The following is a 26,855-nucleotide window of genomic DNA, read 5'->3' as shown; positions in this document are numbered from 1 at the left end:
CGGCGGCGATGCTCCGCCACGCAATCCCCGTACTGGCGGTCGCAACGATCGCCGGTGTCGCGCTCTTCCTCCCCGGAAGCGCGGCACCGGCATCGGTGGCGACCGCCGATCTTTGCGGCGTGACGATAAAACTGCCCGCCGATATCCGCGTGACAAAGGCGGTGCGGGTTGCTGCGGGTGAAACCGTCGCGGGCGTGCCCAACTATCGCCCTGCCCGCCCGTTCTGCCGGGTCGAGGGGGTGATCGAAAAGGAAATCGGCTTCGAGCTGTGGCTGCCCGACACCGCCCACTGGAACCGCCGCTTCCTGGGTGCGGGGGTCGGCGGACAGGCGGGCAGCATCGCCGTGCGCGATCTCGCACGCGGGGTCGAGCGCGGCTATGCGGCGGCCAGCACCGATACCGGGCACAAGGCATCGGACGAGACGTGGCTGATGAACCGCCCGGACCGGGCCACCAACTATGCCGAACGCGCCAACCATCTCCTCGTGGTGAAGGCGAAGGCAATCACCGCCAGCTATTTCGGCGCACCCGCACGCAAAGCCATCTTCCTCGGCTGCTCCGGCGGCGGGCGGCAGGCGATGACCGAATTGCAGCGCTATCCGGGCGACTATGACGGCATCATCGCAGGTGCGCCGGGCGTCAACACGCCGCAAATGAGCGCACGCCGTCTGTGGGAGATGATCCAGCACGACCGCTACAAGGGCGTGCTCGACGCCGCCGGCTGGAAACGCATCGCCGATGCCGCCGTGGCGAAATGCGACCCCGCCGACGGGCTGAAGGACGGCCTGATCGAAGACCCGCGCCGCTGCGATTTCCGCCCCGCCGAACTGGCGTGCAAACCCGGCCAATCCACCCCCAACTGCCTGTCGCCGAAACAGGTCGAGGTCGCGTCATTGATCTACGCGCCGCTGAAGGACGAGAACGGCAAAGGCATCGACCCCGGCCTCCTTCCCGGCGTCCCGATCTCGCCGGTCGCGGTGCCAGAACCCTTCACGCCCGGCCCCAAATATCTCGCCACCGTCTTGTTTGGTCAGGGCATTTACAGCGACGCCAATTGGGACGTTCGCAAATTCCGCATCACGCGCGACCTGCCCGCCATCGATCGGGTGATGAACCTCCACGCCGACAATCCCCGCATCGACCCGTTCGTCGCACGCGGCGGCAAGCTGATCCTCTATCACGGCTGGGCCGATGCTTTGGTCCCGGCGGTGCCGACCATCGACTATTATCAGGCGCTGGAAAAGCGCTTCGGGCCACAACGCACGCGCGACTTCTCCCGCTTGTTCCTGATCCCCGGCATGGACCATTGCCGGGGTGGCGGCGTGCCCGATCGCTTCGGTGGCGCGGGCGGCCTTGATGTCGAGGGGGCCACGCGCGCCGCTGGCGACGATCTGCTTACCGCAATGGAGCAATGGCTCGACGGCGGCCCTGCCCCCACCCAAATCCGCACCGCGCAATTCCGCGACGGCAAGCCCGTCCGCACCCGCCCCGTCTGCGCCTTCCCCGCGCGCGTCCGCTACGTCAACGGCCCGCTCGACCGTGCCGAATCCTACACCTGCCAACCCGGAGGCCGGAAATAATGCGCCTGTTGATGCCCGTAGCCGCGCTGTTGCTAGCCTCCGCCGCCCCGCCCCCCGCCGATGCGCCCGACGCAATCTGCGCCGGCGTCACCGGCCTTGATATCCCCGACGTCACGATCGACGCCGCCACCCCGACCGCCAAGGGCAGCGCATGGGCTGTGGGCATGCCGACCGGACGCGGCCAGCCCGCCGCGACCACCCGCCCCTTTTGCCGCGTACAGGGCAAGATCGAAGGCAGCATCGCCTTCGAACTCTGGTTGCCCGCCAAAGCCGAGTGGAACGGCAAGTTCCTCGGCACGGGCGTCGGCGGCGCGGCCGGCACCTTCAATTTCCAGGACCTGCCGCGCGGCGTCAGCCGGGGCTATGCCGCCGCGACCACCGACACCGGGCATAAGATCAGCGATCCTGCCTGGATGCTCGATCCGAAGGCGCGCGACAATTACACCCACCGCGCCAACCATCTGCTCGCGGTCAAATCCAAGGCGATCGCCGCCGCCGTCTATGGCAAGGCACCCGCGCGGTCCTATTTCATCGGCTGTTCCGGCGGCGGGCGACAGGGGCTGAAGGAACTGCAACTTTACCCGTCCGACTATGACGGCATCGTCACCGGCGCCAACGGCCCCAAAACCCCCGAAATGACCGTGCGCCGCATGTGGGAAATCCTGCAACGCGACGCCCACCCCAACCTCATGTCCCCCGCCGACTGGAAGCTGATCGCCGACAAGGGGACCGAAGCGTGCGACGCAGCGGACGGCGTGAAAGACGGGCTGGTCGAGGACCCGCGCGCCTGCACCTTCAAGATCGCCTCGCTACAATGCAAACCCGGCCAGACCGGCGGCTGCCTCAGCGCCGAACAGGTCAAGTTCGCCGACAGCTTCTACGCGCCGCTACGCGACAAATCGGGCCGCGCGATCGACGCTGGCCTCCTGGCCGGCGTGCTGGTCGACAGCGGCCGCTCGCAACTCGCCATCGGCACCTTCGGTCAAGCCATCCGTGGCCTCAAGGACTGGGACGGCAAGGATTTCGACGCGGCGAAGGACCTCGCCGCCATCGACCGCGTCATGCCCAACCTGCGCGCCGACAACCCCGACGTCTCCGCCTTCAAAAAGCGCGGCGGCAAGCTGATCCAATATACCGGCTGGCTCGACGGCGCGGTCGCCGCGCGGATGGTCGTCGAATATCATGAAGCGCTGACCAAACGCATGGGTGGCCCCGCAGCCACTGCGAAGTTTGCGCGCATGTACATGCTGCCCGGCGTCCACCATTGCGCTGGCGGCCCCGGTCCCGACCAGATCGGCGGGTCGGGCCGCGACGCCCCCACGCCCGATGCCCAGCACGACCTGCTCACCGCACTCGAAAACTGGGTCGAAAAAGGTCAATCGCCACAAGCCATGATCGCGTCGAAGGTAGAAAACGGCGCGGTCACCCGCACCCGCCTGATCTGCCCCTACCCGCAACAATCGAAGTACAAGGGCGGCGACCCGAACAAAGCCACCTCCTTCACCTGCACCACCCCCCGGAGCCGCCGCACATGATCCGCTCGCTGTTCCTCGCCGGTTCGCTACTCACCCTCACCGCCCCGGCCTGTGCCGATACGGTTCGGCGCGCACCGGCACCGACCGCGCAATCGCAAATCTGGCTGGACCCCGGCCTGCCCGGCACGCCGGAGGGCGATGCGCTGGCCAAGGCAGGCTATATCCGTGAGGAATGGTTCCAGACAGGCACCGCTAACGTCTATGCCTATGACGCGGCGGGCAAGGTCATGGTCGAGCGTGCAGACGTCCCCTACACCACCCGCCTCATCGTCATCCGCCCGCGCGATGCGAAGAAGTTCAGCGGCACGGTCCAGCTCAATCCGTTTCACCCGGTCATGGGCAACAGCAGCTGGGGCACGATCGCCGAATATGCGATGCAAAACGGCGATGCATTCGTCGGCGTGATGATCGGCGCGGACGACAATACCCGCCGCATGCCGTCGGGACCCGTGCCGATGATGGCGACGAAAGTACTCAGCTGGTTCAACCCAACCCGCTACGCGCTAATAAACTGGCCAGCGGACGAAGACGGCATCCGCTGGGACGTGTTCGCCGACACCGCGCGCCTGATCCGTTCGGCGACCGGCCCACTCAAGGGACTGAAGGTCACCCGCACCTACGCAGCGGGCTGGTCGTTCACCGGCAGCTTCCTGCGCACCTACATCAACTCCGGTTTCCACGCGAAATACCGCCTTCCGAACGGCAAGCCGCTGATCGACGGTTACCTGCTCGGGATCTCCTCGTTCAGCTTCCGCTCCGGCTATGTCCCGCTCAACTCGCGCACGCCGATGCTCGCGAATACTGACCCCCGCCGCACCAATGTCGCCATCGACGCGCCGGTGATCGAACTGCAAAGCGAAAACGAAGCGATTACCAACCGCGACCCACAGACGCCGGACAAGGACACTACCCCCGGTGCGCATCGCCTCTACGAAGTCCCCGGCCTGACCCACGGCTCCGGTCGCCGTCGTGGCACCGTTTCCGAACGTCAGATCGCGACGCGACTGGGCCAGCCGCAGCCCGCGCGTCAGGACAGCTGCACCTTCGCGCAGACCGATATCGACATGGCCGCTTTCGCCCAGGCCGCGCATGCCAACCTCAACGCATGGTCGCGCCGCAACATCGCCGCGCCCCGCGCCGAACGCCTCCAGCACGATGGCGGCAAGCAGCGCCGCGACGCCAATGGCAACACGCTGGGCGGTATCCGCCCGGCACAGATCACGGTGCCGCTCGCCCGCTATGGCGCTGCTCCGGCGGACGCTGGTTGCGACACCGCACGTCCGGGCGTCGGCAGCCCGTCGCTACCGATGCGCCGCGTCCCGCTGGACGCCGCCCGCCTCGCCACGCTTTATCCCGGCGGCAAAGCCGAATATCTCGTCGGCTTCGACGCCGCGATCGACAAGCTCGTCGCCGAACGCTGGCTGCGCGCACCGGACGCCGCCGCCCAAAAATCCGAAGCCCGTAAATATGCCGAGGAGGCGTTCAAATGATCCGCACCGCCGCGCTTGCTCTGCTGCTCGCCACCGCCCCAACCGCCGTTTACGCGCAACAGGCCGCGCCCAGCTTCGGCCGCTACGCCCCCGCACAAAAATATAAGGAGGTCATCGTCACCTCCGAATATGTGACCATGCGCGACGGCGTCAGGATCGCCGCCAGCGTCGTTCGCCCGGCGATCGACGGCAAACCCGCGCCGGGCAAATTCCCCGTCATCTGGACCGGCTCGCTCGATATCCGTAGCCCCTATGGCAAGGGCGGCAAAATCCCGGAGGACGGCACGTTCGGCGCATCGCGCGGCTATGGCATCGGCAGCATCGTCGGCCACGGCTATGCCCTCGTCACCATCGCCCGGCGCGGATCCGGCGCATCGTTCGGCAAGCGTCGCGGCTACCAGGATCGCAACGAGGCTTACGACGCATACGAGATCAACGAATGGGCCGCGCGCCAGCCCTGGTCGAGCGGCAAGACCGCGATCTATGGCTGCTCCAACACCGGCGAGGCCGTGCTGCACGCCATGACCGTACTCCCGCCCAGCCTGAAGGCGGTATTCAGCGGTTGCTTCAACTACAACAAGTATGACGGCTTCACGCGCGGCGGCATGATCGCCAACTGGGGCACCGGCCCCACCCGCACGCTGGAGGAGGACATGAAGTCCACCCCGGTCGATGGCGACACCGGCCTGAAGCTGCTGCGCGCTGCCGCGGAGGAGCATCAGGGTGCGAGCAACCTGTTCGACCTGATGGTGTCGATGCCCTACCGCGACAGCTTCTCCCCGCTGACCTTCAGCCGCTTCTGGGGCGAGGGCAGCGTCAGCAGCTACAAACCGCAGCTCGATAGCTCGCAAGTCGCAACCTATATCATGGGCGGGTGGTTCGACGATTTCCGGCAACAGGGGCTGATCGCGCAAGCAAACCTGCCCAACCGCCCGAAAGTCATCATCGGCCCATGGACGCATTGCTCGACCAAGGATTACGACCAACTTGTCGGCAGCGAAGTGCTGCGCTTCTTCGACCAGCATCTGAAGCGCATCGACACCGGCACCACCACCGACGCGCCGATTCATTATTTCACGGTCAACGCGCCCGCAGGCACCGGCTGGCGCTCGGCATCGACCTTCCCGCTGCCCGGCACGCAAGCGCGCACCCTCCATCTCGGCGGCGGCGGACTGCTCGCAGCCAAACCGGGCAAGACGGCGAACACCGCCTTCACCGTCACGCGCGAGGGCAAATGCCCCGGCAATGACGGTGCCGCGGCCCAGCCCTGCCACATCGCAGGCAACGGCGCGTCGTGGCGCATGAACATCGCCGCCGATACCGAAATCACCGGCCACCCGCTCGCCGATCTGTGGATCGTCTCCGACGCGCCGGACGAACATGTGTTCGCTTATCTCGAGGACGTCGCCCCCGACGGTAAGGTGACCGTCGTCACCGAAGGGCGGCTGAAAGCCAGCATCCGCAAGACTGGCACGGCACCATGGGACACGCTGGGCCTGCCCTGGCATCGGGGCTTCCAGGAGGACGCGCAATCGCTGAAGTCCGGCGAACCGGCACGGCTGCAATTCGCCATGCTGCCCGCGTCATGGGTGTTCAAAAAGGGGCACAAGCTCCAGATCACCGTCACCGGCTGGGACTGGCGCGAGCGTCAGGCACCGACGACGAAATCGACGATCCGCATCCTCAACGACGCGAAACACCGCTCGACCGTGCAGCTACCCTATGCCCCGACCAGCTATCGCGTGGCTTACGACTAACGGTGAAAAACGTCGTACATCCGGTCGAGCGCACCGTCGAAAATCGGGCGTTCCTCGGGGCTGAGCTGCGCCAGCACGTCGGCCTCGACCTTCACCATGATGGCGAACAATTCGTCGAGCGTCTTCTTGCCGCCCGGCAACACGGTCAGCGAATGGCGGCGACGATCGACCTTCGATCGCTCGCGCTGCGCCCAACCGCGCTTTTCCAGTTCATCGACGATCTGGACGGTAATCGACTTGTCCAGCCCGACCGTGCCGGACAATTCCTGTTGCGAAATCCCCGGATTGGCATCGATCAGCGCCAGCGACGAGAACAAGCCCGCGCGAATGCCGTAATGTGCGGTCGCGGCGGCGAAATCGGCGGACAGCTGATTCTGCACGCGCCGCATGCGAAATCCGACATAATCGCCCAGCCGACCGAGTTGCAGCCGTCCTTCGCTCGTCGTTTCCGCCACTTTCGCCCGCGCCCGAACCATATTGTCCCCTGAAATTTCGCCATTTGTAAATCGTGCGATTGACAGATGGTTGTAAATATATACGGTTTTGATACTCAATTCATTAGACCGCTCGCGCCAGAGGCTGTCAATCAGGAGAGGTGAGGCTTGTCCAACCCCGTTTTGCAACCCGCCCTGCCGCGCAACGAGACGCCGCCACCCGCGCCGGTGACCGGAGTCGCGGGTAAGGCAGCCTTTTATATCGGCTCGGCCGGTCTGTTGCTCGCCACTGCCGCCGATTCGATTGCGGTGCTCGGCCGTCACACCGGCTTCCCGCTGACCGGTTCGATCGAGATCGTGCAGGCCGCAATCGTGTTCATCGCCGCCGCGTCGATGGTCAGCGTGACGCTCGCCCATGGCCATGCTGCCGTGCATATCCTCACCGACCGCCTCGCCCCCGCCCGCCAGCGCCAGTTTGCGCGTGTCGCCGCGTTGCTCGGCGTGGTCGCGGTCGGGCTGTTGATGGCGGGCTCGCTGATCCTGCTCGGCGATGTCTGGAACGGCCATGAGCGCTCGGAATTGCTGCACATCCCGCTGCGCTGGTTCCGGCTGCTGATGATCGTCGCGCTCGGCATCGTCGCCATCCTGTTCCTGAAAGCCGCCTTCGCGCGCCGCCCGGAAGCGGAGCATGGCCATGACGCCTGAACTGATCGGCTTCGCGGGCATTCTCGGCCTGCTCATTCTCCTCACGCTGGGTGTCCCAATCGGCGTCAGCCTTGCGCTCACCGGTGTCGTCGGCCTGATGGTGATGCTGTCACCCGAAGCGGCCCTCGTCAAAGCGGGCGTCGTCGTCTTCGAAGTCGCAAATAAATACGAACTCGGTGTCCTCCCCCTCTTCTTGCTGATGGCGCATCTGTGTTTCGCCGCCGGGGCCAGTCGCGATTTCTTCGATGTCGCCGCGCGCTTCATCGGCCATCGCCGTGGTGGTCTCGCGCTCGCTTCGATCGCCGGGTGCGCAGGCTTTGGCTCGATCAGCGGCTCCAGCCTCGCCACCGTCGCCACCGTCGGCTCAGCCGCCCTCCCTGAGATGCGCCGCGCCGGTTACAACCCCGGTTTCGCCGCAGGAGCATTGGCAGCGGGCGGCACGCTCGGCGCGCTGATCCCGCCCTCCGGCGCGCTGATCGTGTTCGGCATCATCGCCGAAGTTTCGATCGGCCGCCTGTTCACAGCCGCCATCATCCCCGGCTTCAGCCAGGCGCTGTTCTACATGATCGCCATCGCGATCCTGTGCTGGTTCAAACCCGAACTCGGACCGCCCTCGCCGCGCGTCGGCTGGCGTGACCGGATGCGCGGGCTGGTCGGCATCATCGATATCATGGTGTTGGTGGTGTTCGTCATCGGCGGCCTGATGATCGGCTGGTTCACCCCGACCGAGGCCGCATCGGTCGGCGTCATCGTCGCCTTCATCCTGCTGGCGGTTCGCGGCGCGTTCAACCGCGCGGCGATCGAGGATAGCTTTGCCAAGACGCTGACGACCACCGGCATGATCTATCTGATCATCTTCGGCGCGATCCTGTTCGCCACCTTCATCAGCGTCACCGGCATCGCCGATCTGATGTCGAATACGGTGCGCGGGCTGGATGCGCCGCCGATCGTTATCATCATCGTCATTGCGTTGATGCTGCTGATCCTCGGCTCGTTCCTCGACGGTCTTGCGCTGATGCTGTTGACCACGCCGATCTTCCTGCCGATTGCGATGGAGCTAGGGTACAGCCCGATCTGGTTCGGCATCTTCCTGGTCCGCACGATGGAGATCGGCTTCGTCCACCCGCCGCTCGGCCTGAACGTCTATGTCATTCAGGCAATCGGCAAGGACATACCCTTGGGCGCGATCTTCCGCGGTATCGTGCCGTTCCTGATCGCCGATTTCTTCCACCTCGCCATGTTGATCGCCCTTCCGGTGGTCACGCTCTGGCTCCCCAGCGTGATGGGCGTCTGACATGCGCATATTGACCGCTCTCGCCGCCCTCGCCCTCGCTGGATGCAGCGCCGCGCCACAGCCAACCGCCGAGCATGTGCTGACCTATGCCAGCCCCTACACCCCCACCCACCCCTTCGGCCTAGCCGATCAGGAGTGGATGAAATGGGTCGAGGCGAAGAGCGGCGGGCGCATCGCGTTCAAATCCTTCTGGTCGGGCGCGTTGCTATCCTCCGACATGAGCATGGAGGAAATCCGCCACGGCGTCGCCGATATCGGCCTGATCACGCCGATCTATGCCAAGGGTGGCGCGCATTTGCTGCGCGGCCAGTCGGGCTTTTACGGCGGCATCCGCACAATTACCGATCAGGTCGCTGTCTATGACTGCCTTGCCGCGCGTTTCCCGCAATTCGGCAAGGAGACCGAAGGGCTTCACATCCTCGCGGTTCAAGGCGGCAACTTCCCCGGCGTGCTCACCCGCGACCGCCCGATCCGCAAGCTCGCCGACTTCAAGGGGCTCCGCCTGCGCGCGCAAAGCGACGCGGTCGACATCCTGAAACAGCTGGGCGCGGACCCCGTCAACATGCCGATGGGCGAGGTCTATTCCGCGCTGGCCAAGGGCGTGATCGACGGCGTCGTCGCCCCCGCCGACACGATCCGCAGCCTGCACTTCGCCGAGGTGGCAAAACATTTCACCACGATCCGCTTCAGTCGCGGTGCCTATCCGGCGCGCGCCATGTCGGACAAGGCGTGGAACCGCCTGCCCCCCGACCTGCAAGCGCTGCTGAACGAGGGCCGCCGCGAATGGGAAGCCGCGCTCAACCGCCAGTTGCTCAAGGCCGAACAGGCCGGCATCGATTACGGCAAGAAGGAAGGCATCACCTTCAGCGCCATCCCCGCGGACGAACAACGCAGCTTCGACGCGCTCTATAACAAGGACGCGCTGGGCCAGGCACAACGGCTGGGCAGTATCGATATCGACGCCGTGCCGGTGTTCCAGGAGGCTCAACGCCTGATCGCAGGCGGCCCAATTCGCTGCGCGACGGAGACGAAGCCATGAGGGCTGACACAAAAACGATCGTCACCCCGGCCCTGTGCCGGGGCCTACCGGCCGTCAGGCGATGGACCAGAGGCTCCAAGTCATCGGTCGCCGCGCGGTGGGCCCCGGCACAAGGCCGGGGTGACGGACTAAAACGATGGATGGGAATCTGATGACCGGCCTCCCCCTCTCCGGCGTGAAGATCGCCGACTTCTCCTGGGTCGGCGCTGGTCCGCGCGCGACCAAGGACCTCGCCGATCTCGGCGCCACCGTCATCAAGATCGAATCGCGCAAGCGCCTCGATCTCGGCCGCCTCTCCCCGCCCTTCGCCACCCCGGGCCGCGATCCCGACGCGTCTGTGTTCTTCGGCATCACCAACACCAGCAAGCTGGGCGTGACCATCAACCTGTCCGACCCGCGCGGGATCGAGGTTGCGAAAAAGCTCGTCGCCTGGGCCGACGTGGTGGTCGAGAATTTCAGCCACGGCTATATGGACCGCATCGGCCTCAGCTTCGACACGCTTCGGGCTATCAAGCCCGACATCATCCAGATCAGCGTCAGCGTCGCGGGCCGCAGCGGGCCGCTGGGCACGATGCGCGGCTATGGCAATTCGGCGGGCGCACTGTCGGGCATGGCGGCCCTGTCCGGCTGGCCCGACCGCGACCCGCATATGGCCCCATTCGCCTATGGCGATGTCGTCGCACCGATGTTCGCCACCGTAGCGACGCTCGCGGCACTCGAACATCGCCGCCAGACCGGTGAAGGTCAGCTGATCGACATCAGCCAAACCGAGCCGCTGATCCACGTCATGGCCGATCAGTTTGCCGCGGAGCAAAACGGCACGGGCGGCAAGCCCGGCAACCGCTCCGCCCACTACGCGCCGCATGGGGCCTACCCCGCACGCGGCGTTGACCAGTGGACCGCCATCGCCGTCCGCACCGACGCCGAATGGGCCACGCTGGCACACGCCGCCGGAATCGACGACCCCCGCTTCGCCACGCTGGCAGGCCGCAAACAGCATGAGGACGAACTCGACGCCGCCCTGTCGAACTGGACGCGCGGACAGGACAAACGTGTCCTAGCCGACCGCCTTTCCGCGCTGGGAATCCCCGCCGAACCGGTGAACGATGGCCGCGACGTGTTCACCGATCCCGAACTGATCGAACACGGCCACTACCGCCCGATCACACACAGCAAGCTCGGCACTTGCGACATGCCCGCCCCGCCACTGCGCTTCTCCGACAGCGACATCCGCGTCGGCGCACCGCCCAATCTCGGCGAACACAACCATCAGATCTACGTCGATCTGCTCGGGATGAGCGCAGCCGAAGTCGCGGAACTCACCAAAACAGGCGCACTCGCATGATGCTCGCCCACCTCAAGATCGCCGATCTGACCAACGGCCTCGGCGAACTCGCCGGACGCATGCTCGCCGAACTCGGCGCAGTCGTTGTCCGCGCGGACGCCGGCGCTCCAGCATGGAATCACGGCAAGCAGGCCGGCAACACCGACGGCCTGCTCGCCACCGCCGACATCGTCTTCCGCAATCCCGGCCGCGACCACGCCGCCCTCGCCGCCGCCAACCCGGCGCTGATCGATGTCGTCATCGCCCCATTTCTCCCCGGCGGCCCGAATGATGACCGTCCGGAAACCGACCTCACGCTGATGGCGCGTTCCGGCTTGATGACCATTATCGGCGACCCCGACCGCCCCCCGCTCACCCTGCCCGGCGAACAGGCTTACGCCCTCGCCGGCATTCAGGCCGTGACCGGCGCGCTCACCGCGCTCCACGCCCGCGCCGCGACCGGCAAGGGCCAACTGGTCGAGGTCTCCGCCTATCAGTCCGCCGTCCTCGCCAATTACCGCGAACCGCTGACCTTCCAATGGACCGGTCGCGTCGGCAATCGCACCGGCAACCTGCTGATCCGTGGCAAGTCCGGCGTGCGGCAGGTGTGGCCATGCAAGGACGGTTTTGTCACCTGGGCGCTGGTCGATAACCAGCCGATGATGCGCGGCATGGTCAAGGCGATGGGCGACGCCGCCGGGCCGCTCGCCACGATCGACTGGGACGCGATCTTGGTCGCCGACATGCCCCGCGAAACGCTGATCGAATGGGAGAGCGCGGTCGAAACCTTCTTCCTTCGCCACACCCGTGCCGAGCTGGGGGGCATGTCGCAAGCGAACGGCCTCGGCCTGTTGTGGATCGACACGCCCGCCGACGCGCTCGCCAGCGACCATCTCGCCGCACGCGGCCTGTGGCGCGATGTCGATGGCGTGAAACTGCCCGGCAAGCTGTGGGTCTCATCGCTGGATAACGACCAATGACCGCGCTCACTGGCCTGAAGGTCATCGACTTCAGCAAGTTCCTCCCCGGCCCCTATTGCACCTGGCTGCTCGCCGATCTCGGCGCCGAAGTGATCCGCATTGAAAACCCGCGCGAACTGGCGAAGCAACGCAAGGTTTTCGGCTGGGACAAACTCAGCGACGAAGAGAATGCCACCCTCCGCGCCCACGACATTCTCGCACGCGGCAAGAAAAGTGTGCTGATCGACCCCGGCAGCGATGAAGGCCGTGAAGCAATCCACAAACTCATCGCCAGCGCTGACATTCTCGTCGAGGATTACCGCCCCGGCGTCATGGCCAGCATGGGCTATGGCTATGCCGAGTTGGCCGCGGTCAACCCGCGCCTGATCTACTGCTCGGTCACGCTTTGCGGCCAGACCGGTCCCTATGCCCGCAAGCCCGGCCATGATCCCGTCGCCCTCGCCGTCGCCGGTGCACTCTCGCGCATGGGCGAAGACCCCGACCGCCCCGCCTTCCCCGGCGTGCCGGTCGCCGACCTGCTCAGCGGGTCCAACGCCGTCATCGGCATCCTCGCCGCCGTCATCGCCCGCGCCACCACGGGCAAGGGCCAGCAGGTCGATATCGCCATGTCGGACAGCTCGCTCGCGCTGATCGCCAACGTCCTCTCGCGAAACCCCGATCTGTCGAAAGCCCCGCCCAAGGGCATGCACCGCGCCGATAGCGGCATCTGGGCCGGCGCCGACGGCCTCTATCTGGTCACCACCGACATGGAGCCGCGCTATTGGCGCATCTTCGTCGAGACGATCGGCCTGCCCGATCTCGCCGACCGTCAGATGGACAAGGCGAACTGGCCCGCAATGAAGGCCCGGATCGCCGAAATCATGGCGACAAGGCCCCGCGCCGAATGGCTCGCCATCCTCGAAGCCGCAGGCACCCAATTCGCCCCCGTTCTGACCATCGCCGAAGCGCTCGACGATCCCCACAACCACGCTCGCAACATGGTCCTCGACCTGCCCGCTCCCGGCGGCGGCACCGTCCGCCAGCTCGGCTGCCCGATCAACCTCTCCGACACCCCCGCCACCATCCCGCACCCCGCTCCACCCGCCGGGGCAGACACACGCGAAGTGCTGGCTGCCCTTGGCTATGAACCCCCGCAGATCGACGCGCTCGAAGGAAAAATCCCGTGACCGACCTCACCCGTGAACGCCCCCTCGAAGGGCTGCGTGTCATCGACCTCACCCGCGCCTTGGCCGGACCCTATGCGACATTGCTGCTCGCTGGTCTCGGTGCCGAAGTCATCAAGGTCGAAGACCCCAAGGGCGGCGATCTGGCGCGGGACAACAGCCCCTATGTCGGCCGCGACGGCATCACCGTCGACCGCCGCCACGACGACGACGTGTCGATCAGCCACCTCACGCGCGGCCGCGGCAAGCTCGGTGTGTCGCTGAACCTGAAACAGCCCGAGGCGCGCGACGTATTCCTCGATCTCGTCCGCACCGCCGATATCGTGGTCGAAAACTTCACGGCAGGAACCGCCGACCGCCTCGGCGTCGGCTATGAAGCGGCCAAGGCCGCCAATCCACGCATCATCTATTGCTCGCTCAGCGGCTTCGGCGCTACGGCGCCAGAGGGCGGCAAGGCGATGGACATCATCATCCAGGCGCTGTCCGGCGCGATGTTCGCCAGCGGCGGCCCGGGCGAGCCACCCGTGCGCATCGGCATTCCCATCGCCGACATGCTCGCCCCCGTATTCTCGGTCATCGGCATCCTCTCCGCGCTCGAACAGCGTCACCGCAGCGGCACCGGCCAGCATATCGACGTATCGATGCTCGGCGCGCTGACCAGCTTCGTCGCGATCGAGAACTGGTCGGCCATGGCGGCGGCGGGCATGCAGGCGCGCACCGGCCTGACCGTCCAGCGCCTCTCCCCGTTCGGCGTGTTCGAATGCGCCGACGGTTATATCGCGCTGGTCGCGGTGCATGAGAAACTCGCTCAGAGCCTGTTCCGTGCCATGGGTCAACCCGACCTGATCGCCGACCCCCGCTTCGCCAATCGCGACAGCCGCGTCGCCAATGCGGCGGTATTGGAGGAAACGATCAACGCGTGGTCGCGCACCCTGTCCGTCGCTACCGTCGTCGCCGCGCTAGAGGCCGAAGGCGTCCCCGTCGCTCCCGTCCGCCACCCTGAAGACGCTCTGCTCGACAACCGCGTCATCAGCCGCCACGAAGCCGTGCCGGTCACCCACCCCAACTACACTTCCGCCGTGGACCTGCGCACGGCAGGTATCCCGATCGTTTTTTCCGACGCGGACACCGGCTTCGACGATGTCATGCCGATTGCGATCGGTGAACATAATGACCGCGTCCTCACCGGCACGCTCGGCTACACACCCGAACGCATTGCCCAGTTGCGCGACCGGGGCGTGATCTGATGACCGATGCCGCAGCACGCCTGATCGCGGCGTGCGACGATCCCGGCGCGGTCGCCGACCGGCTGCGCAGCGAAGGTGCGCGCGTCATCCGCGTCCTCGGTCAGGACGCGCCCTACGCCCTGCTCCGCGCCGCCGGGCGTACTCCCGTCCGCATGGTCCCCCGCCCCGGCCCGACGCCCGATGCCGACGCGCTGGCGGGGGACGGCACCCTGTCGCATCGCGGTCGATCGCTGCTGCAACAGATCGTCGCGGACGCCAGCGGCGACCCGATCTTGTTCACACACGCCGACAGCGAACTCCCGCAACTCTTCGCCACCGTGCGCGAACTGCTTCGCACCGGCGATATCTCCCCGCGCCCGATCCACATGCTCGACCTGTTGCACCTGCGCCGGAAATCCAGTCGGACGTATAACGGGCATCGGATTACCGCCCTGATCGACTGGCTCGGCTCCGATGAAGCCGGTCTCCTCGCCGCTGCCAGCGAAGAACGCACCCGCCCCGCCGCCATTGCGCATCTTACCGGCCCACTCCGCATCGCCGCCATCGCCGCCGCGCACGCGCTCCCCCCCATCGAATGGCGCGAAGCCGTCGATGCCGCCGTCAGCGACACGACCGGCACGCCCGCCTTCGTCCTCGGCTCAGCCCAATTCTCCACCGCCCGCCAGCGCGAACTGATCGCACGGGGATTCACCACGCTCGGCGACGATCAGGACTGGGGCGATCCGCTGGTCGATGCCTGGGCGGACAGCCCTGCGACGCTAGACGCGATGGCCGACCCCTCCCGGCTAACGCCGCGCATGCTGGTCCCCATCGCCGAACGCCTGACCCACATCGGCGCCCGCATGACCGCCCTCGGCACCCGTCACACCGTCATCGTCGAATCGCTCGGCGACGAAGCCACAGCCTGGGACGCCGGCTATCTAGACCGCGAGTTCACCACTCGCGGCTTCACCGTCGAGCGCATCGCTACCACCCCGCCACCCAAAACCGAAACCACCGTCTCCCGCCGCCCTCCCGCCGCGCGCAGCCGCAAGTCGCTGGCCTCCATCGCCAGCTTCGGCGCCTATCAGCGCGACTGGTTCAAGGGGCTGCGGGAGCAAGTCAATAACGGCGCGCCCCTCGCCCTCGTCAACGCCAACAGCCCCCAAGAAATCCTGCGCGCGATGGACGTGCCGTTCGTCGTCAACCAATGGTGGGCATCGATCGTCGCCGCCAAGCAACAATCCCCGCGCTATTTCCAACTGCTCCGCGACCACGGCTACCCCAGCGATGCCGAGGCCTATAGTTCTCAGGGCGTCGCCGCCGCGTTTGATGCCGACGCCGGAAACGCCCCTTGGGGCGGCCTCCCGAATCCCGCCTTCGTGCAGGCTCCCCTCGGCACCGACGCCACCCCGCGCATCTTCGACCATTGGGCGCGTGAGACCAATGCCGACCTGTTCCTGTTCGAGCGCAGCGCGGAGACCCGTCTCGACTTTCCGATCGACTGGTGGGATTCGATGCAGACCCGCTGGGACGAAACGATCCAGCCCGAACGCCTCGACCTGATGGTCGCCGAGCTGCAAGCAATGGTCGCGCAGATCGAAGCCACCACCGACCGCCGCTTCGACGCGGAGAAATTCGCGGAGATCCTCGAACTCGTGAACGAGCAGGAGGATTATTACCGCAAGACCCGCGACCTGATCGCCAGCGCGCACCCGGTCCCCGTATCGATCACCGACACCATGCCCGCGACGATGGTGCCGCAATGGCATCGCGGCACCGTCTGGGCGCGCGACGCCGCGCGCGATTTCTACGAAGAGGTAAAGGCGCGGCACGAAGCGGGCGAAGCTGCCTGCCCCAACGAAAAACTGCGTCTGATGTGGGTCGGTCGCGGCATGTGGAGCGACATGGGCTTCACCCAGCGCTGGGAGGCGAGCCACGGGGCCGTGTTCGTGTGGTCGATGTACCTCAGCCTCGCCGCCGACGGCTATATCCGCCGCACCGCTCCTGGTCAGGACCCGCTGCGCGCGCTCGCTGCGCGGTTCGTCACCATGGGCGACGAGCTGCGCATGCCGACCTGGGCCGGGGCGTGGCACGTCAAGGAAGCGGCAAGCCACGCAGTCGATGGCGCGGTCGCCCTGTCCGACGCCGACCCCTTCGTCCTGCGCGCGCTGCGCCGCGCTGGCGTGCCGGTGCTCAGCCTCGACCTCGACAATTATAATCAGGAATCGGCGGACGAGGACGAAGTCGATCGCCAGATCGCAGCCTTCCTGGAAGGCCCGGTTACCGTCTATGCCTCGAGTCGGTGCTAGGCTACATCTTTTTTTTTGGATCCGCTGCGTGCCGGGATGGAGTCTTCAGAGCGCACCGCGCGGACAATGTCCTGAGCCTTACCGCTTAAAACCGTCAAGATCGTGTGCCACCCGTGACAGCAGGCGATTCCGCCTCACTTACTTCTTCGATCGTTGCTTACTGTCGAGGTAAAGGGCCATGATTTCTTTCGGGTCAAATCCAATCCGCTTCAACACATGTGAGTTTATGGCATCGCCAATAAAAATTCCTAATATAATGCCCGCAATAACCATACCAATCATCATAAGTAACAGGTCATCGTGAAATTCACTCTCGGCCACATCGGTGTAACGAGTATCGATGCCTGACTTAGCGGGCAAAACAGCCGGATGCTTCGTGGACGTGGATTTCACCCACAAGGCGGCTGTATGGCTCTTTCGTAGCATATCAAACTTGAGATTAAGCCGTCCGCCAACAATTTTCATAGTTGGAGGTGCAGATTCATCTAAAGAAACAATATCTCCAGCATCCAAAATCGGAACGCCTTCCGCACCCACAATTTCCAGTTCTAAATCATCCAAGTCGCCACTGCCAGAATTTCGGATTATAATGTTGTGAATTAGCGATATTGACTTGGATTCGTTAATCGTGCGGCGAACATCAGATGTAACAGGAAGCGGATAATCCCTATGAATTGAAAGAGTGCTTGCGGTTGAGCGTTGCCATTCATCGTACTGTTTAACGACGATCGGAGAAACTACTGCAGCAATTACCGCCACGGCTACTGTCCCCGCCGCTCCCCATATTGCTTTCATCCTGCCCCCCGAGTTCGTAACGCATGATCAATTCACAAAGACGAACTGAATAGAGGTGTCGAGGTCGCCGATCAAAAACGGCCTCCAAAAGCATTAAATAGCAAATCGCGTTACCATCTACAGCGATTTTCACGACTGGCTGGGGCGGAAGGATTCGAACCTTCGGTACACGGCATCAAAAGCCGTTGCCTTACCGCTTGGCTACGCCCCAGTACGGTCGGTCCGACGCCCTTAGAGCGCTGAACCACGTAAGAAAAGACCCTTAGCCGAAGCGATGCACCCAGCCGTGCGGATCAGGCGCTTCGCCGCGCTGGATCGCGGTCAGCTTCGCCCGCAACGCGCCGGTCACCTGCCCCGGCCCGCCGCCGCCGATCGTGAATTCGCCGTCACGGCTCTTCACCGTGCCAACCGACGTCACCACCGCCGCCGTGCCGCACGCAAACGTCTCGACCAGCTTTCCGCTGTTCGCATCGGCTTCCCACTGGTCAATCGCATAGGGCGCCTCGCGCACCGCGATTCCCTGCTCGCGCGCCAGCATCATGATCGAATCGCGGGTGATGCCGGGCAGGATCGTGCCCCCCAGTGGGGGCGTCGCAATGCTGCCGTCGTCGAACACGAAGAACAGGTTCATGCCCCCCAGTTCCTCGACCCAGCGACGCTCGACCGCGTCCAGAAATACGACCTGATCGCACCCCTGCTTGATCGCCTCTGCCTGCGCGACCAGGCTCGACGCATAATTGCCGCCGCACTTCGCCGCACCCGTGCCGCCCGGTGCTGCCCGCGTATATTGGTCGGAGACCCAGATCGTCACGGCGGGCGCGCCGCCCTTGAAATAGGCCCCGGCCGGCGATGCGATCACCAGATACAGATATTCCGAAGCCGGCTTTACGCCCAAAAACACTTCGCTGGCGAACATGAACGGGCGCAGGTAGAGCGACCCGCCCTCGACGGTCGGGATCCAGTCGGCATCGGCCTTCACCAGCGCCTCGATCGAGCTGAGGAACAGTTCGTCCGGCAATTCCGGCATCGCCATCCGCTGTGCCGATTCACGAAAGCGCCGAGCATTTTCGAGCGGACGGAACAGTGCGGTGCCGCCATCCGCCACGCGATACGCCTTCAGGCCCTCGAAAATCTCCTGCGCATAATGCAGCACCGACGTCGCCGGATCGAGCATCAAGGGCCCGCGCGGCATCACCTTCGCGTCGTGCCAGCCCTTGTCGTCCGACCAGCGGATCATCGCCATATGATCGGTGTGAAACTTGCCGAAACCGGGATTATCCAGCTGGCGAATGCGCTCGTTCGCCTCGACCGGGCTGGTATTCGCCTCGAACTCGAACGTCGCACTGGTCACGTGGATCTCCTGTCTGCGGCACCGGCCCGCGCCCCCACCCGGCCACCCCAGCAAAGCGACCCTATGGGTGGCCGGGTGGGGGAGCGGGCCGGTGCCGCATGCCGTCAGGCATCAAAAAGATGCCGGTTGCGCACGCCTAAAGCGGATGGCAAAACAGGTCAACATGGCTGTCCCAACTGCGTCCCCCTTATTCCTGCGCGAAGCCGAAATCCGGCGCGGGGTCGAATTGCTCTATTTCGGCTACAGCCACCTCACGCGCTCGATCGATGAGGGACTATCGGCACAAGGGCTGGGCCGCGCCCACCACCGCGCGCTGTATTTCATCGCGCGCCAGCCCGACATCACCGTCGGCGACCTGATCGCATTGCTCGCCATCACCAAACAGTCGCTTGGGCGCGTACTGGCCGATCTGGCCGATCGCAAATTGATCGAAACCCGCCCCGGCAAGGAAGATCGCCGCCAGCGCCTGCTCCGGCTCACGGACACCGGAACCGTCCTCGAAACCGAATTGTTCGAGGCCCTGCGCGATAAACTCGCCGCCGCCTATTCCAGCGCAGGCCAGGGTGCGGTCGGCGGTTTCTGGGCAGTGCTGGAGGGACTGATCCCCGAGGCCGAACGCAAGCGCGTGTCCGACCTCGGCAAGTAATTTAGCCCCGCGCGGCGGCGGCCATTTCCGCATCCCGCCGCACCGACGCGGCGAGTGTCGCGGCCACCAGCCGGTTGAGCGCCCCGTCAGCATCCAGCAAATTCAGCCCCGCCCGCGTCGATCCGCCCGGACTTGCCACCTTGTCGGCCAGCGCACCCGGTGTATCGGTGGACCCCGCCGCCAGCAGCGCCCCGCCCTCGAGCGTCGCCAGCGCCAGCCGCAGCGCCTGATCCGCCGGAACGCCCAGCGCCACCCCCGCCGCCGCCAGCGCATCGATAAAGCGATAGGCATAGGCCGGACCGCATCCGCTCAATGTCCCAACCGCATTGTAACGCACCGCATCGACCCACTCGATCAGCCCCAGCGGCGCCATCAGCGCCTCGGCCCCCGCCCGCGCCTCCGCACCCGCATTGTCCGAGGTAAGCACCACCACACCCTTGCCGATCTCGACCGGCAGGTTCGGCATCGCCCTCACGACCGACCCCACATTGAACCGCGCCGCCAGCGCCGCCTCCTCGACTCCGGCAAGGATCGAGACCAGCACCGGCACGCCAGCGATCCGCGCGGCCACTTGCCCCGCCACGTCATCGATCTGCTGCGGTTTCACCCCCAACATCACCGCATCGGGCAACGCACCCTCCGGCAACACCCGACCCTGCCGCACGCCCTCCGGCAGGTCCTGCTCCCGGCGATTGAGCACAAATACGTCGCTGGCATTGAGCGCACCCGCCGATACCCACCGTCGCAACATGGCGCCTGCCATATTACCGCACCCGATCAGCCAGAGAGTCTTCAGTTCGGTCATCGCCAGTCCCCACCATCGTCACCCCGGCCTTGTGCCGGGGCCCACCGAGCGTCAAGCGATGCCGTCTAGCAACCTGCCCCATCCCTCGCGTCGCGGTGGGCCCCGGCACAAGGCCGGGGCGACGAGAAGGTTCAAGCGCCCGCTAACGACCTACTTGCTGACGTTCTGCAAGTAGATGTAGATTCCCGTTATGAAAATCTGGTCATCCGTTTTGGCGCTATTTGGAACACTGGCTCTCGCGGGTGCCGCACACTCAACTGCCCCCGCAAAATGCCTGAATGGCCTTGCCGCCGCCTTACGAGTAGGCGGCTTTTCCGGCTCAATTGATTGCCAGCGCGATCGGCTGTCCGTCAAATATGTCGGTCAGGTGCAAGCATCCGGCCGATCTTTCCGGATATACTCGAATCGATACCGGCTAAAGCCAGCTTGCTCGCGTTGCGCAACCCACGGCGGTCACCGCTTGATCTTCATGGAGGGCGGTCGTTACACCGGACAATATAGGTTAGATTTCGTGAAGGCCTATGTGCACCGAGGTCGCTTATTGCTTGTACCGACTGATCAAAGTGCAGGCGGACCCGTAACCGTTCGCTTCACCTCAGATGGGCCTTCCAAGCAGCTATGGGTAGGCGGCGAGGTCATTGACTTCTTTAGATAGTCCGACGCTTTATGTTCGCTATCCACCACAAGCGGGCGCGCAAGCCCTACGCCTCCCCCTGCGTCTCGATCAACGCCGCCGCCAGCGCTTCCTTCGGCGATTTCCCGCCCCACAGCACGAACTGGAACACCGGGTAAAATCGCTCGCACTCGTCGATCGCACTTTCCACCAGCAGTTCGGCCTGGGTCAGTGTCATCGCGCCGCCCTCATCGCCCGCGACCATTGCGGCATGGCGGAACAACAGGATGCCGCTCGACGACCATAGCTCGAAATGGCCGATCCACAGCTGTTCGTTGACCAGCCCGATCGCCTCGTAAATGTCGCCGCGCCGCTCGTCGGCCACGCGCACGTCGGGAAATGCCAGGAACTGCAGCACGCCGTCATCCTCGCGCCAGATCGCGCGCAGCTCATATTCGGTCCAGCTGCCTTTGACCTTGGCGACGATCTCGTCGTCCTCGCGCTCGTGGCTCCAGCCATGCGCGGCGTAATAGCTTTCCAGCATGTCGATCGGCGCGGCATCGTCGCGCTCATATTCGCTCTCATCGAGCATCCGGTCGTCCCTCTGCCCGGCCCTTGCCTGCGGATACAGGTGCCGCGCCATGCTCGCCCGCACAAGCGATCATGGTGAACAAATCAGAAATAGATGTGGAAAAGCGTGGGTTAGAGCGCTGGATCGGCGTCGCCCTTCTTGGCCTTCGGCTTTTTGATAGTCGTCGCCGATGCCGCCACCGGCGCACCGCCCAGCTTCGCTTCCAGCGCCTCGACGCGCGCGCGCAACGCATCATTCTCGTCGCGCGCCGCCGCCGCCATCGCCTTCACCGCCTCGAACTCGTCGCGCGCGACAAAGTCCATGCCTCCGACAAAGCCCTTGAACCGCTCGCGCGCCGCCGCCTCGCCTTCACGCGCCATGCCCGTGACGGTTCCGGCCGCACCGTTGAAGAACTTCACGAAATCGTCGAAAATGCGGTTGTCGCTCTGCATATTACCCTCGGGTTTTTCAGATAGTCATCTGGGGTGCCTGCTGCGCGGGCACAAGGGTTTCGGCATTGGGGTTCAATTGGTCGATCTTGTAATTGAGCACCCCGGCAAAGCACAGCCACGCCAGATACGGCACCATCAGCCACGCCGCACCTTTGCGGATGCGCCCGAATACCAGCGTGGTGGCAAAGGCAAGCACGAACATCACCCCGATCAACACCAGCGACCAGAACACCTGATGCGCGCCAAAGAACAGCGGCGACCATACCAGATTGGCCGCCATCTGCACCGTGAACAACACCAGCGCCGGCCCCCGCAACGTCGATCCGCGCGCGTTAATGATCATCGCCAGCGCGAGGCCCAACAGAATATAGATGGTCGTCCATGCCACCGGAAACGCCCAGTCGGGCGGGGTCTCGGCGGGTTTGGCCAGCATCTGATACCACAGATTCTCGTTGCCGGTCGGCGCGATCCGCGCGGAGGTAAAGCCCAGCAGCAGGATGAACGGCACCGTCACCACTGCCCAGCGCAGGAACGCAAGCCGCAACTGACCCTTGGACGCGATTTCCATCGAATACCCTTATTCGCGGGGGGATTACTCGGCGGGCTGCGGCGCCCCCATCGCCGCGTCAAGCTCGCGGGCCACTGCTTGCGGCGAACCCGTCCATTTCGCAAGCCTGCTGTACAAAATCGGGATCAGGAACAGCGTGATGAGCGTCGCCAGCAGCACGCCGAACACGATCACCACGCCGATCGCCTGCCGCGCCGCCGCGCCCGCGCCGCTGGCGATCATCAGCGGCACCGCACCGGCGGCGGTGGCGATCGACGTCATCAGGATCGCGCGCAGACGACGAGCGGATGCCATCCGGATCGCCTCCGCAATTGATTTGCCCTCGTCGCGCAGCTGATTGGCGAACTCGACGATCAGGATTCCGTTCTTCGCCGCCAGCCCGACCAGCATGACGATGCCGACTTGACTGTACAGGTTCAGCGTCTTGCCAAAGAAGAACAGCCCCAGCATCCCGCCCGCTACCGCCAGCGGCACGGTCATGATGATGACGCCGGGATGGACGAAGCTCTCGAACTGCGCAGCCAGCACCAGATAGACGATCAATATGGTCAGCCCGAACACCAGCATGATCGACCCGCCGGTCTCGACGAACGCCTGACTCTCACCGCGATAGCCCACCGCAACCACTTCCGGCGACTCCGCAGCTTGTTCCTGCAGGAACGTAAGCGCCTCGCCCAGTGAATAGCCGGGGGCCAGCCCGCCTTGCAGGGTGATCGCACGCAATTTGTTGAACCGGCCCAGATCGCGCGGCCCGGAAACCTCGCGCGTCGTCACCAGATTGGACAGCGGCACCTGACCCCCATCGCGCGACCGCACATAGATGCTGGCCAGATTGGATATGGTCGACCGTCCCGCCGCTTCCGCTTGCACGATCACGCGATATTCCTCGCCGCGGTCGACATAGGTCGACACGCGCCGCGATCCCAGCAGCGTCTGCAACGCCTGACTAACGTCGTTGACCGATACGCCCAGGTCGCCGGCACGCGTCGTATCGACCTCGATGCTCAGTTGCGGCTTCGTTTCCTTGTAATCCGAATCGAGGTTGATGATCCCCGGATTCTGCGCCGCCGCCGCCAGGATCCGGTTCCGCGCCGCGACCAGCCCCTCATAAGTCGATCCTGCCAGCACGAACCCGATTGGCTGCCCGCGCCCGCGCGACAGCGCCGAACGCACCTGCGCATTGCCGCGAATGGCGGGTTCGTTGGAAAGGATGCGGTTGATCTGCTGCGCCACGTCCTGCGTGGTCTGTTCGCGCTCTTCCCACGGCTTCAGGAACACGATGAACAGGCCGCTGTTGAAATCGTCGCTCGTCCCGAACCCGCCGGGCACGCGGGTGATGATCGTGCGTACCGCACCCTGATCGATCAGCGGCAGCATCTTTTCCTGCGTCTGGGACATATATTTGTCCATCTGCGCAAAGCCGGTACCCTCGGGCGCGGAGATCGACACCTGCGCAACGCCCTGATCCTCCGCCGGGACCAGCTCCGATTGTAGCGTCATGAACCCGGCGCTCGCCGCGAACAGGAACAGCATCACCGCGATCATCGGGATCAACGGCTTGTTGATCGCACGATCCAGATTACGACCGTAAAACCCCTCCAGCCGCTGAAACTTGTCCTCAGTCCAGCTGGTAAAGCGCCCGCGCTTCTCCTTCTTCAGCATCTTCGAGCACAGCATCGGCGTCAGGCTGAGCGCGAGGAAGCCTGAGAACGCCACCGCACCGATCATCGCAACGGCCAGTTCGCGGAACAACAGCCCGGTCTGGCCGGACAGGAAACAGATCGGCACGAACACCGCGCACACCACCAGCGTGGTGGAGATCACTGCAAAGCCCACCTGCCGCGTGCCGTTGAATGCGGCGACGAGCGGCGGCTCGCCCTCCTCGATCCGGTGATAGACATTTTCCAGCACCACGATCGCATCATCGACCACCAGCCCGATCGCCAGCACCAGCGCCAGCAGGGTCAACAGGTTAATCGAGAATCCAAACGCCCACAGCACCGCGAACGCGCCGAGCAAGCAGATCGGCACGGTGATCGCGGGGATCAGTGTCGCACGCCACGATCCCAGAAACAGAAAGATGACGATGACGACGAGGATCGCCGCTTCCGCCAGCGTATGCCACACGCCCTCGATCGCGCGCCCGATGAACAGCGAATCGTCCGATCCCACCGTAATCGTCATCCCCTCGGGCAAGTCCCCGCTGAGCTGCGCCGCGACCGCCTTCGCCGAATCCGCGACTTCCAGCGTGTTGGCGCCCGACTGCCGCACGATCCCGAGGCCAACCGAGGAGTCGCCATTCATCTTGAAGGTCGAATAGGGATTCTCCGCTTCCTCCTCGACCCGCGCAACATCGCCCAGCCGGACCAGATAGCCGTCCGCACCGCGGCCGACGATCAACCGTGTGAAACTGTCCGCCGTTCCAAACGGGCGATTGACGCGGAGCGTGACATTCTGCTGCTGCGATTCGATGCGGCCGGCGGGCAGCTCGACATTCTGGGTGCGCAGCGCGGTCTCGACGTCAGCCGGCGTCAGGCTGAACGCCGCCAACTTGGTCGCGTCCAGCCAAACCCGCATCGACGGACGCGCTTCGCCACCGACGAACACGCGTGCCACGCCATCGATGGTGCTGAAACGATCGAGGAGGTTGCGATCGACATAATCGGACAGCTGCAACCGGGTCCAGCCGGGGCGCGACACCACCAGAAACAGGATCGGCTGCGAATCCGCATCGACCTTGCGCACTTCGGGGGCCAGCGCCTCTTCGGGCAAATCCTCGATCACGCTGCCGACCCGGTCGCGCACGTCGTTGGCGGCGGAATCGATGTCGCGGCCCGGGCGAAACTCGATCGACACATCCGATGATCCGTCGCGCGACCGCGAGCTGATCGTCTCGATCCCCTCAATCCCTGACAGCGCTTCTTCGATCGGCTGGGTGATCCGAGCCTCGACGACGCTGGCGGCTGCACCGGTATAGGTCGTGCCGACCGACACCACCGGCGGATCGGTATCGGGATATTCACGCACCGACAGGCCCAGATAGCCGACAACACCGACGATCGTCAGCAGGATCGCCATCACCGCCGCAAAAACCGGCCGCTTAACCGAGATGTCCGAAAGCTGCATCAGCTCGCCTTCGGGGTCGCGGCACCCTTGGCTCGCGCATTGCCGGTGCCGCCAGTCCGCACCTGCTGGCCCTCGGCGATCTTGACCACGCCCTCGGTCACCACCCGCTGCCCGGGCCGCAGTCCATCGAGAATCTCAACCATCCCGTCCTGCCGGAATCCGGTGCGGACTTTCAGCCGCTTCGCCTTGCCGTTTTCGACGGTGAATACGTACATATTCTCACCCTCACCGACGATCGCCAGTTCGGGAACGGCGGGTGAAGTGCGCGCCTGTGCCTCGATCGCCACCGTCAGCAGCATGCCGGGTTTCAGCTTGCGGTCGCCATTGGCCAGCACCGCCCGTACCGTTGCTGCCCGCGTCTGCGGGTTCAGTACCGGATCGATCGTGGCGATCGTCCCGCGAAACGGCTGATCGGGATAGGCCGCTGCCACCGCGACAATCGGTTGTCCCGGCTTCAACTGCGCCAGCAAGGTTTCCGGCACGGCAAAGTCGAGTTTGATCCGGCTGATGTCGCTGACCGTGGCGATCTCGGTGCCCGCACTTACCACGGCACCCGCCGAAATGTTGCGCAGCGAGACCCAGCCGCCAAACGGCGCGCGCACCACCCGGTCGCCGATCGACGCCCGCGCTTCGGCTGCCTGTCCGCTCGCCGTCCCGGCCAGCGCCTGTTGCGCATCGACTGCGCTGCGCGTTGCAAAGCCGCGCGATTTCAACGCTTCCAGCCGGCCCAATTGCTGCCGCGCTTCACGCTCGCGCGCGGCGGCCTGAGCCAGCTGCGCCGTTTCCTGCCCTTGTGCGAGCACTGCGATCACCTGACCACGCGTGACATAGGCACCGTCGTCGAAATTGAGCCGCAAAATGCGTTCCGTCACCGGTGCGGTGATCGTTACCTGCTCGTTCGCCCGCGCGGTGCCGACAGCGTCGATCCGCTCGACAAAACGCGCGGATTGCACCGCTGCCAACGTCACCAGCGGCGCCTCGCGCCCCTTCTTCTGCGCAGCATCGCCGCCACCACAGGCCGACAGGATCGCCGCACACGCAAACAGGGTCAGAATCAATCGCATAAGGTCAGGGGGCTATGTTCACCGG

The 26,855-nt window shown here is 65.0% G+C and carries 22 protein-coding genes and 1 tRNA gene; 13 read left to right on the top strand and 10 right to left on the bottom strand.

Annotation, left to right across the window (positions count from 1 at the left end; all coding sequences use genetic code 11):
* Positions 1 to 8 precede the first annotated feature (8 nt).
* From U1702_RS02840 to U1702_RS02825, 4 genes are read left to right on the top strand one after another with little or no spacing between them, the layout of a single operon-like run.
* The gene (locus U1702_RS02840) at positions 9 to 1,580 is read left to right on the top strand and encodes a tannase/feruloyl esterase family alpha/beta hydrolase (protein ID WP_332721865.1); all 1,572 of its coding nucleotides are present in this window, start codon (positions 9 to 11) and stop codon (positions 1,578 to 1,580) included.
* On the top strand, positions 1,580 to 3,115 hold the full coding sequence (locus tag U1702_RS02835; protein ID WP_332721863.1) for a tannase/feruloyl esterase family alpha/beta hydrolase: 1,536 nt from the start codon (positions 1,580 to 1,582) through the stop codon (positions 3,113 to 3,115). The genes U1702_RS02840 and U1702_RS02835 overlap by 1 nt, the downstream gene beginning before the upstream one ends.
* Positions 3,112 to 4,605, top strand: coding sequence for an alpha/beta hydrolase domain-containing protein (locus U1702_RS02830; RefSeq protein ID WP_332721861.1), 1,494 nt, complete (start codon positions 3,112 to 3,114; stop codon positions 4,603 to 4,605). The genes U1702_RS02835 and U1702_RS02830 overlap by 4 nt, the downstream gene beginning before the upstream one ends.
* The gene (locus U1702_RS02825) at positions 4,602 to 6,362 is read left to right on the top strand and encodes a CocE/NonD family hydrolase (protein WP_332721859.1); all 1,761 of its coding nucleotides are present in this window, start codon (positions 4,602 to 4,604) and stop codon (positions 6,360 to 6,362) included. The genes U1702_RS02830 and U1702_RS02825 overlap by 4 nt, the downstream gene beginning before the upstream one ends.
* On the opposite strand, the gene U1702_RS02820 is transcribed toward U1702_RS02825, so the two are convergent.
* Positions 6,359 to 6,817, bottom strand: coding sequence for a MarR family winged helix-turn-helix transcriptional regulator (locus tag U1702_RS02820; RefSeq protein ID WP_332721857.1), 459 nt, complete (start codon positions 6,815 to 6,817; stop codon positions 6,359 to 6,361). The two genes, U1702_RS02825 and U1702_RS02820, sit on opposite strands and share 4 nt — an antisense overlap.
* A gap of 147 nt (positions 6,818 to 6,964) precedes the next feature.
* Between U1702_RS02820 and U1702_RS02815 the strand changes: the two genes are divergently transcribed.
* The 8 genes from U1702_RS02815 to U1702_RS02780 all read left to right on the top strand — a co-directional run bounded on the left by U1702_RS02815 (position 6,965) and on the right by U1702_RS02780 (position 16,839).
* Positions 6,965 to 7,501 (top strand): TRAP transporter small permease, encoded by a 537-nt coding sequence (locus U1702_RS02815; RefSeq protein ID WP_332721855.1) that lies wholly within the window; start codon positions 6,965 to 6,967, stop codon positions 7,499 to 7,501.
* The gene (locus U1702_RS02810) at positions 7,485 to 8,795 is read left to right on the top strand and encodes a TRAP transporter large permease (RefSeq protein WP_332721854.1); all 1,311 of its coding nucleotides are present in this window, start codon (positions 7,485 to 7,487) and stop codon (positions 8,793 to 8,795) included. The genes U1702_RS02815 and U1702_RS02810 overlap by 17 nt, the downstream gene beginning before the upstream one ends.
* A 1-nt stretch (position 8,796) precedes the next feature.
* Positions 8,797 to 9,834: a TRAP transporter substrate-binding protein DctP gene (gene dctP / locus U1702_RS02805; RefSeq protein ID WP_332721852.1), complete on the top strand. Its 1,038-nt coding sequence runs from the start codon at positions 8,797 to 8,799 to the stop codon at positions 9,832 to 9,834.
* 151 nt (positions 9,835 to 9,985) lie between these two features.
* Positions 9,986 to 11,179 carry a CaiB/BaiF CoA transferase family protein gene (locus U1702_RS02800; protein WP_332721850.1) on the top strand — a complete coding sequence of 398 codons (1,194 nt, stop codon included), beginning with the start codon at positions 9,986 to 9,988 and terminating at the stop codon, positions 11,177 to 11,179.
* The gene (locus U1702_RS02795) at positions 11,176 to 12,138 is read left to right on the top strand and encodes a CoA transferase (protein WP_332721848.1); all 963 of its coding nucleotides are present in this window, start codon (positions 11,176 to 11,178) and stop codon (positions 12,136 to 12,138) included. Before U1702_RS02800 ends, U1702_RS02795 begins: the two co-directional genes overlap by 4 nt.
* The gene (locus tag U1702_RS02790; protein WP_332721846.1) at positions 12,135 to 13,304 is read left to right on the top strand and encodes a CaiB/BaiF CoA transferase family protein; all 1,170 of its coding nucleotides are present in this window, start codon (positions 12,135 to 12,137) and stop codon (positions 13,302 to 13,304) included. Before U1702_RS02795 ends, U1702_RS02790 begins: the two co-directional genes overlap by 4 nt.
* On the top strand, positions 13,301 to 14,548 hold the full coding sequence (locus U1702_RS02785; RefSeq protein ID WP_332721844.1) for a CaiB/BaiF CoA transferase family protein: 1,248 nt from the start codon (positions 13,301 to 13,303) through the stop codon (positions 14,546 to 14,548). Before U1702_RS02790 ends, U1702_RS02785 begins: the two co-directional genes overlap by 4 nt.
* Complete coding sequence (locus U1702_RS02780) at positions 14,548 to 16,839, top strand: 2-hydroxyacyl-CoA dehydratase (RefSeq protein WP_332721843.1); 2,292 nt, start codon at positions 14,548 to 14,550, stop codon at positions 16,837 to 16,839. The genes U1702_RS02785 and U1702_RS02780 overlap by 1 nt, the downstream gene beginning before the upstream one ends.
* Positions 16,840 to 16,977: 138 nt before the next feature.
* On the opposite strand, the gene U1702_RS02775 is transcribed toward U1702_RS02780, so the two are convergent.
* The 3 genes from U1702_RS02775 to U1702_RS02765 form a co-directional block, all read right to left on the bottom strand.
* Positions 16,978 to 17,634 carry a hypothetical protein gene (locus tag U1702_RS02775; RefSeq protein ID WP_332721841.1) on the bottom strand — a complete coding sequence of 219 codons (657 nt, stop codon included), beginning with the start codon at positions 17,632 to 17,634 and terminating at the stop codon, positions 16,978 to 16,980.
* Positions 17,635 to 17,770: 136 nt separating this feature from the next.
* Positions 17,771 to 17,845, bottom strand: a tRNA-Gln gene (locus U1702_RS02770).
* Positions 17,846 to 17,896: 51 nt separating this feature from the next.
* A complete protein-coding gene (locus tag U1702_RS02765) occupies positions 17,897 to 18,985 on the bottom strand; it encodes a branched-chain amino acid aminotransferase (protein WP_332721839.1) in 1,089 nt (362 codons plus the stop codon).
* A 163-nt stretch (positions 18,986 to 19,148) separates the two neighbouring features.
* Between U1702_RS02765 and U1702_RS02760 the strand changes: the two genes are divergently transcribed.
* Positions 19,149 to 19,631: a MarR family winged helix-turn-helix transcriptional regulator gene (locus U1702_RS02760; RefSeq protein ID WP_332721838.1), complete on the top strand. Its 483-nt coding sequence runs from the start codon at positions 19,149 to 19,151 to the stop codon at positions 19,629 to 19,631.
* Position 19,632: 1 nt separating this feature from the next.
* Here U1702_RS02760 and U1702_RS02755 read toward each other — a convergent pair whose 3' ends face one another.
* The 6 genes from U1702_RS02755 to U1702_RS02730 all read right to left on the bottom strand — a co-directional run bounded on the left by U1702_RS02755 (position 19,633) and on the right by U1702_RS02730 (position 26,830).
* Entirely contained in the window at positions 19,633 to 20,436 is an 804-nt protein-coding gene (locus U1702_RS02755) for a pyrroline-5-carboxylate reductase family protein (protein ID WP_332721836.1), read from the bottom strand.
* Positions 20,437 to 21,137: 701 nt separating this feature from the next.
* A complete protein-coding gene (locus U1702_RS02750) occupies positions 21,138 to 21,641 on the bottom strand; it encodes a type III secretion system chaperone family protein (protein WP_332724547.1) in 504 nt (167 codons plus the stop codon).
* Between the two features lie 110 nt (positions 21,642 to 21,751).
* Positions 21,752 to 22,072 carry an accessory factor UbiK family protein gene (locus U1702_RS02745; RefSeq protein WP_332721834.1) on the bottom strand — a complete coding sequence of 107 codons (321 nt, stop codon included), beginning with the start codon at positions 22,070 to 22,072 and terminating at the stop codon, positions 21,752 to 21,754.
* A 16-nt stretch (positions 22,073 to 22,088) separates the two neighbouring features.
* Positions 22,089 to 22,640 (bottom strand): TspO/MBR family protein, encoded by a 552-nt coding sequence (locus U1702_RS02740; RefSeq protein ID WP_332721832.1) that lies wholly within the window; start codon positions 22,638 to 22,640, stop codon positions 22,089 to 22,091.
* Positions 22,641 to 22,664: 24 nt separating this feature from the next.
* Positions 22,665 to 25,766, bottom strand: a complete 3,102-nt coding sequence (locus U1702_RS02735) for an efflux RND transporter permease subunit (protein ID WP_332721830.1) — start codon at positions 25,764 to 25,766, stop codon at positions 22,665 to 22,667.
* The gene (locus tag U1702_RS02730; RefSeq protein WP_332721828.1) at positions 25,766 to 26,830 is read right to left on the bottom strand and encodes an efflux RND transporter periplasmic adaptor subunit; all 1,065 of its coding nucleotides are present in this window, start codon (positions 26,828 to 26,830) and stop codon (positions 25,766 to 25,768) included. The genes U1702_RS02735 and U1702_RS02730 overlap by 1 nt, the downstream gene beginning before the upstream one ends.
* Between the last annotated feature and the right edge of the window lie 25 nt (positions 26,831 to 26,855).

Source organism: Sphingomonas sp. LT1P40 (assembly GCF_036663835.1).
Classification (GTDB): domain Bacteria; phylum Pseudomonadota; class Alphaproteobacteria; order Sphingomonadales; family Sphingomonadaceae; genus Sphingomonas.
This window is presented reverse-complemented; position numbering and strand designations above follow the sequence as displayed.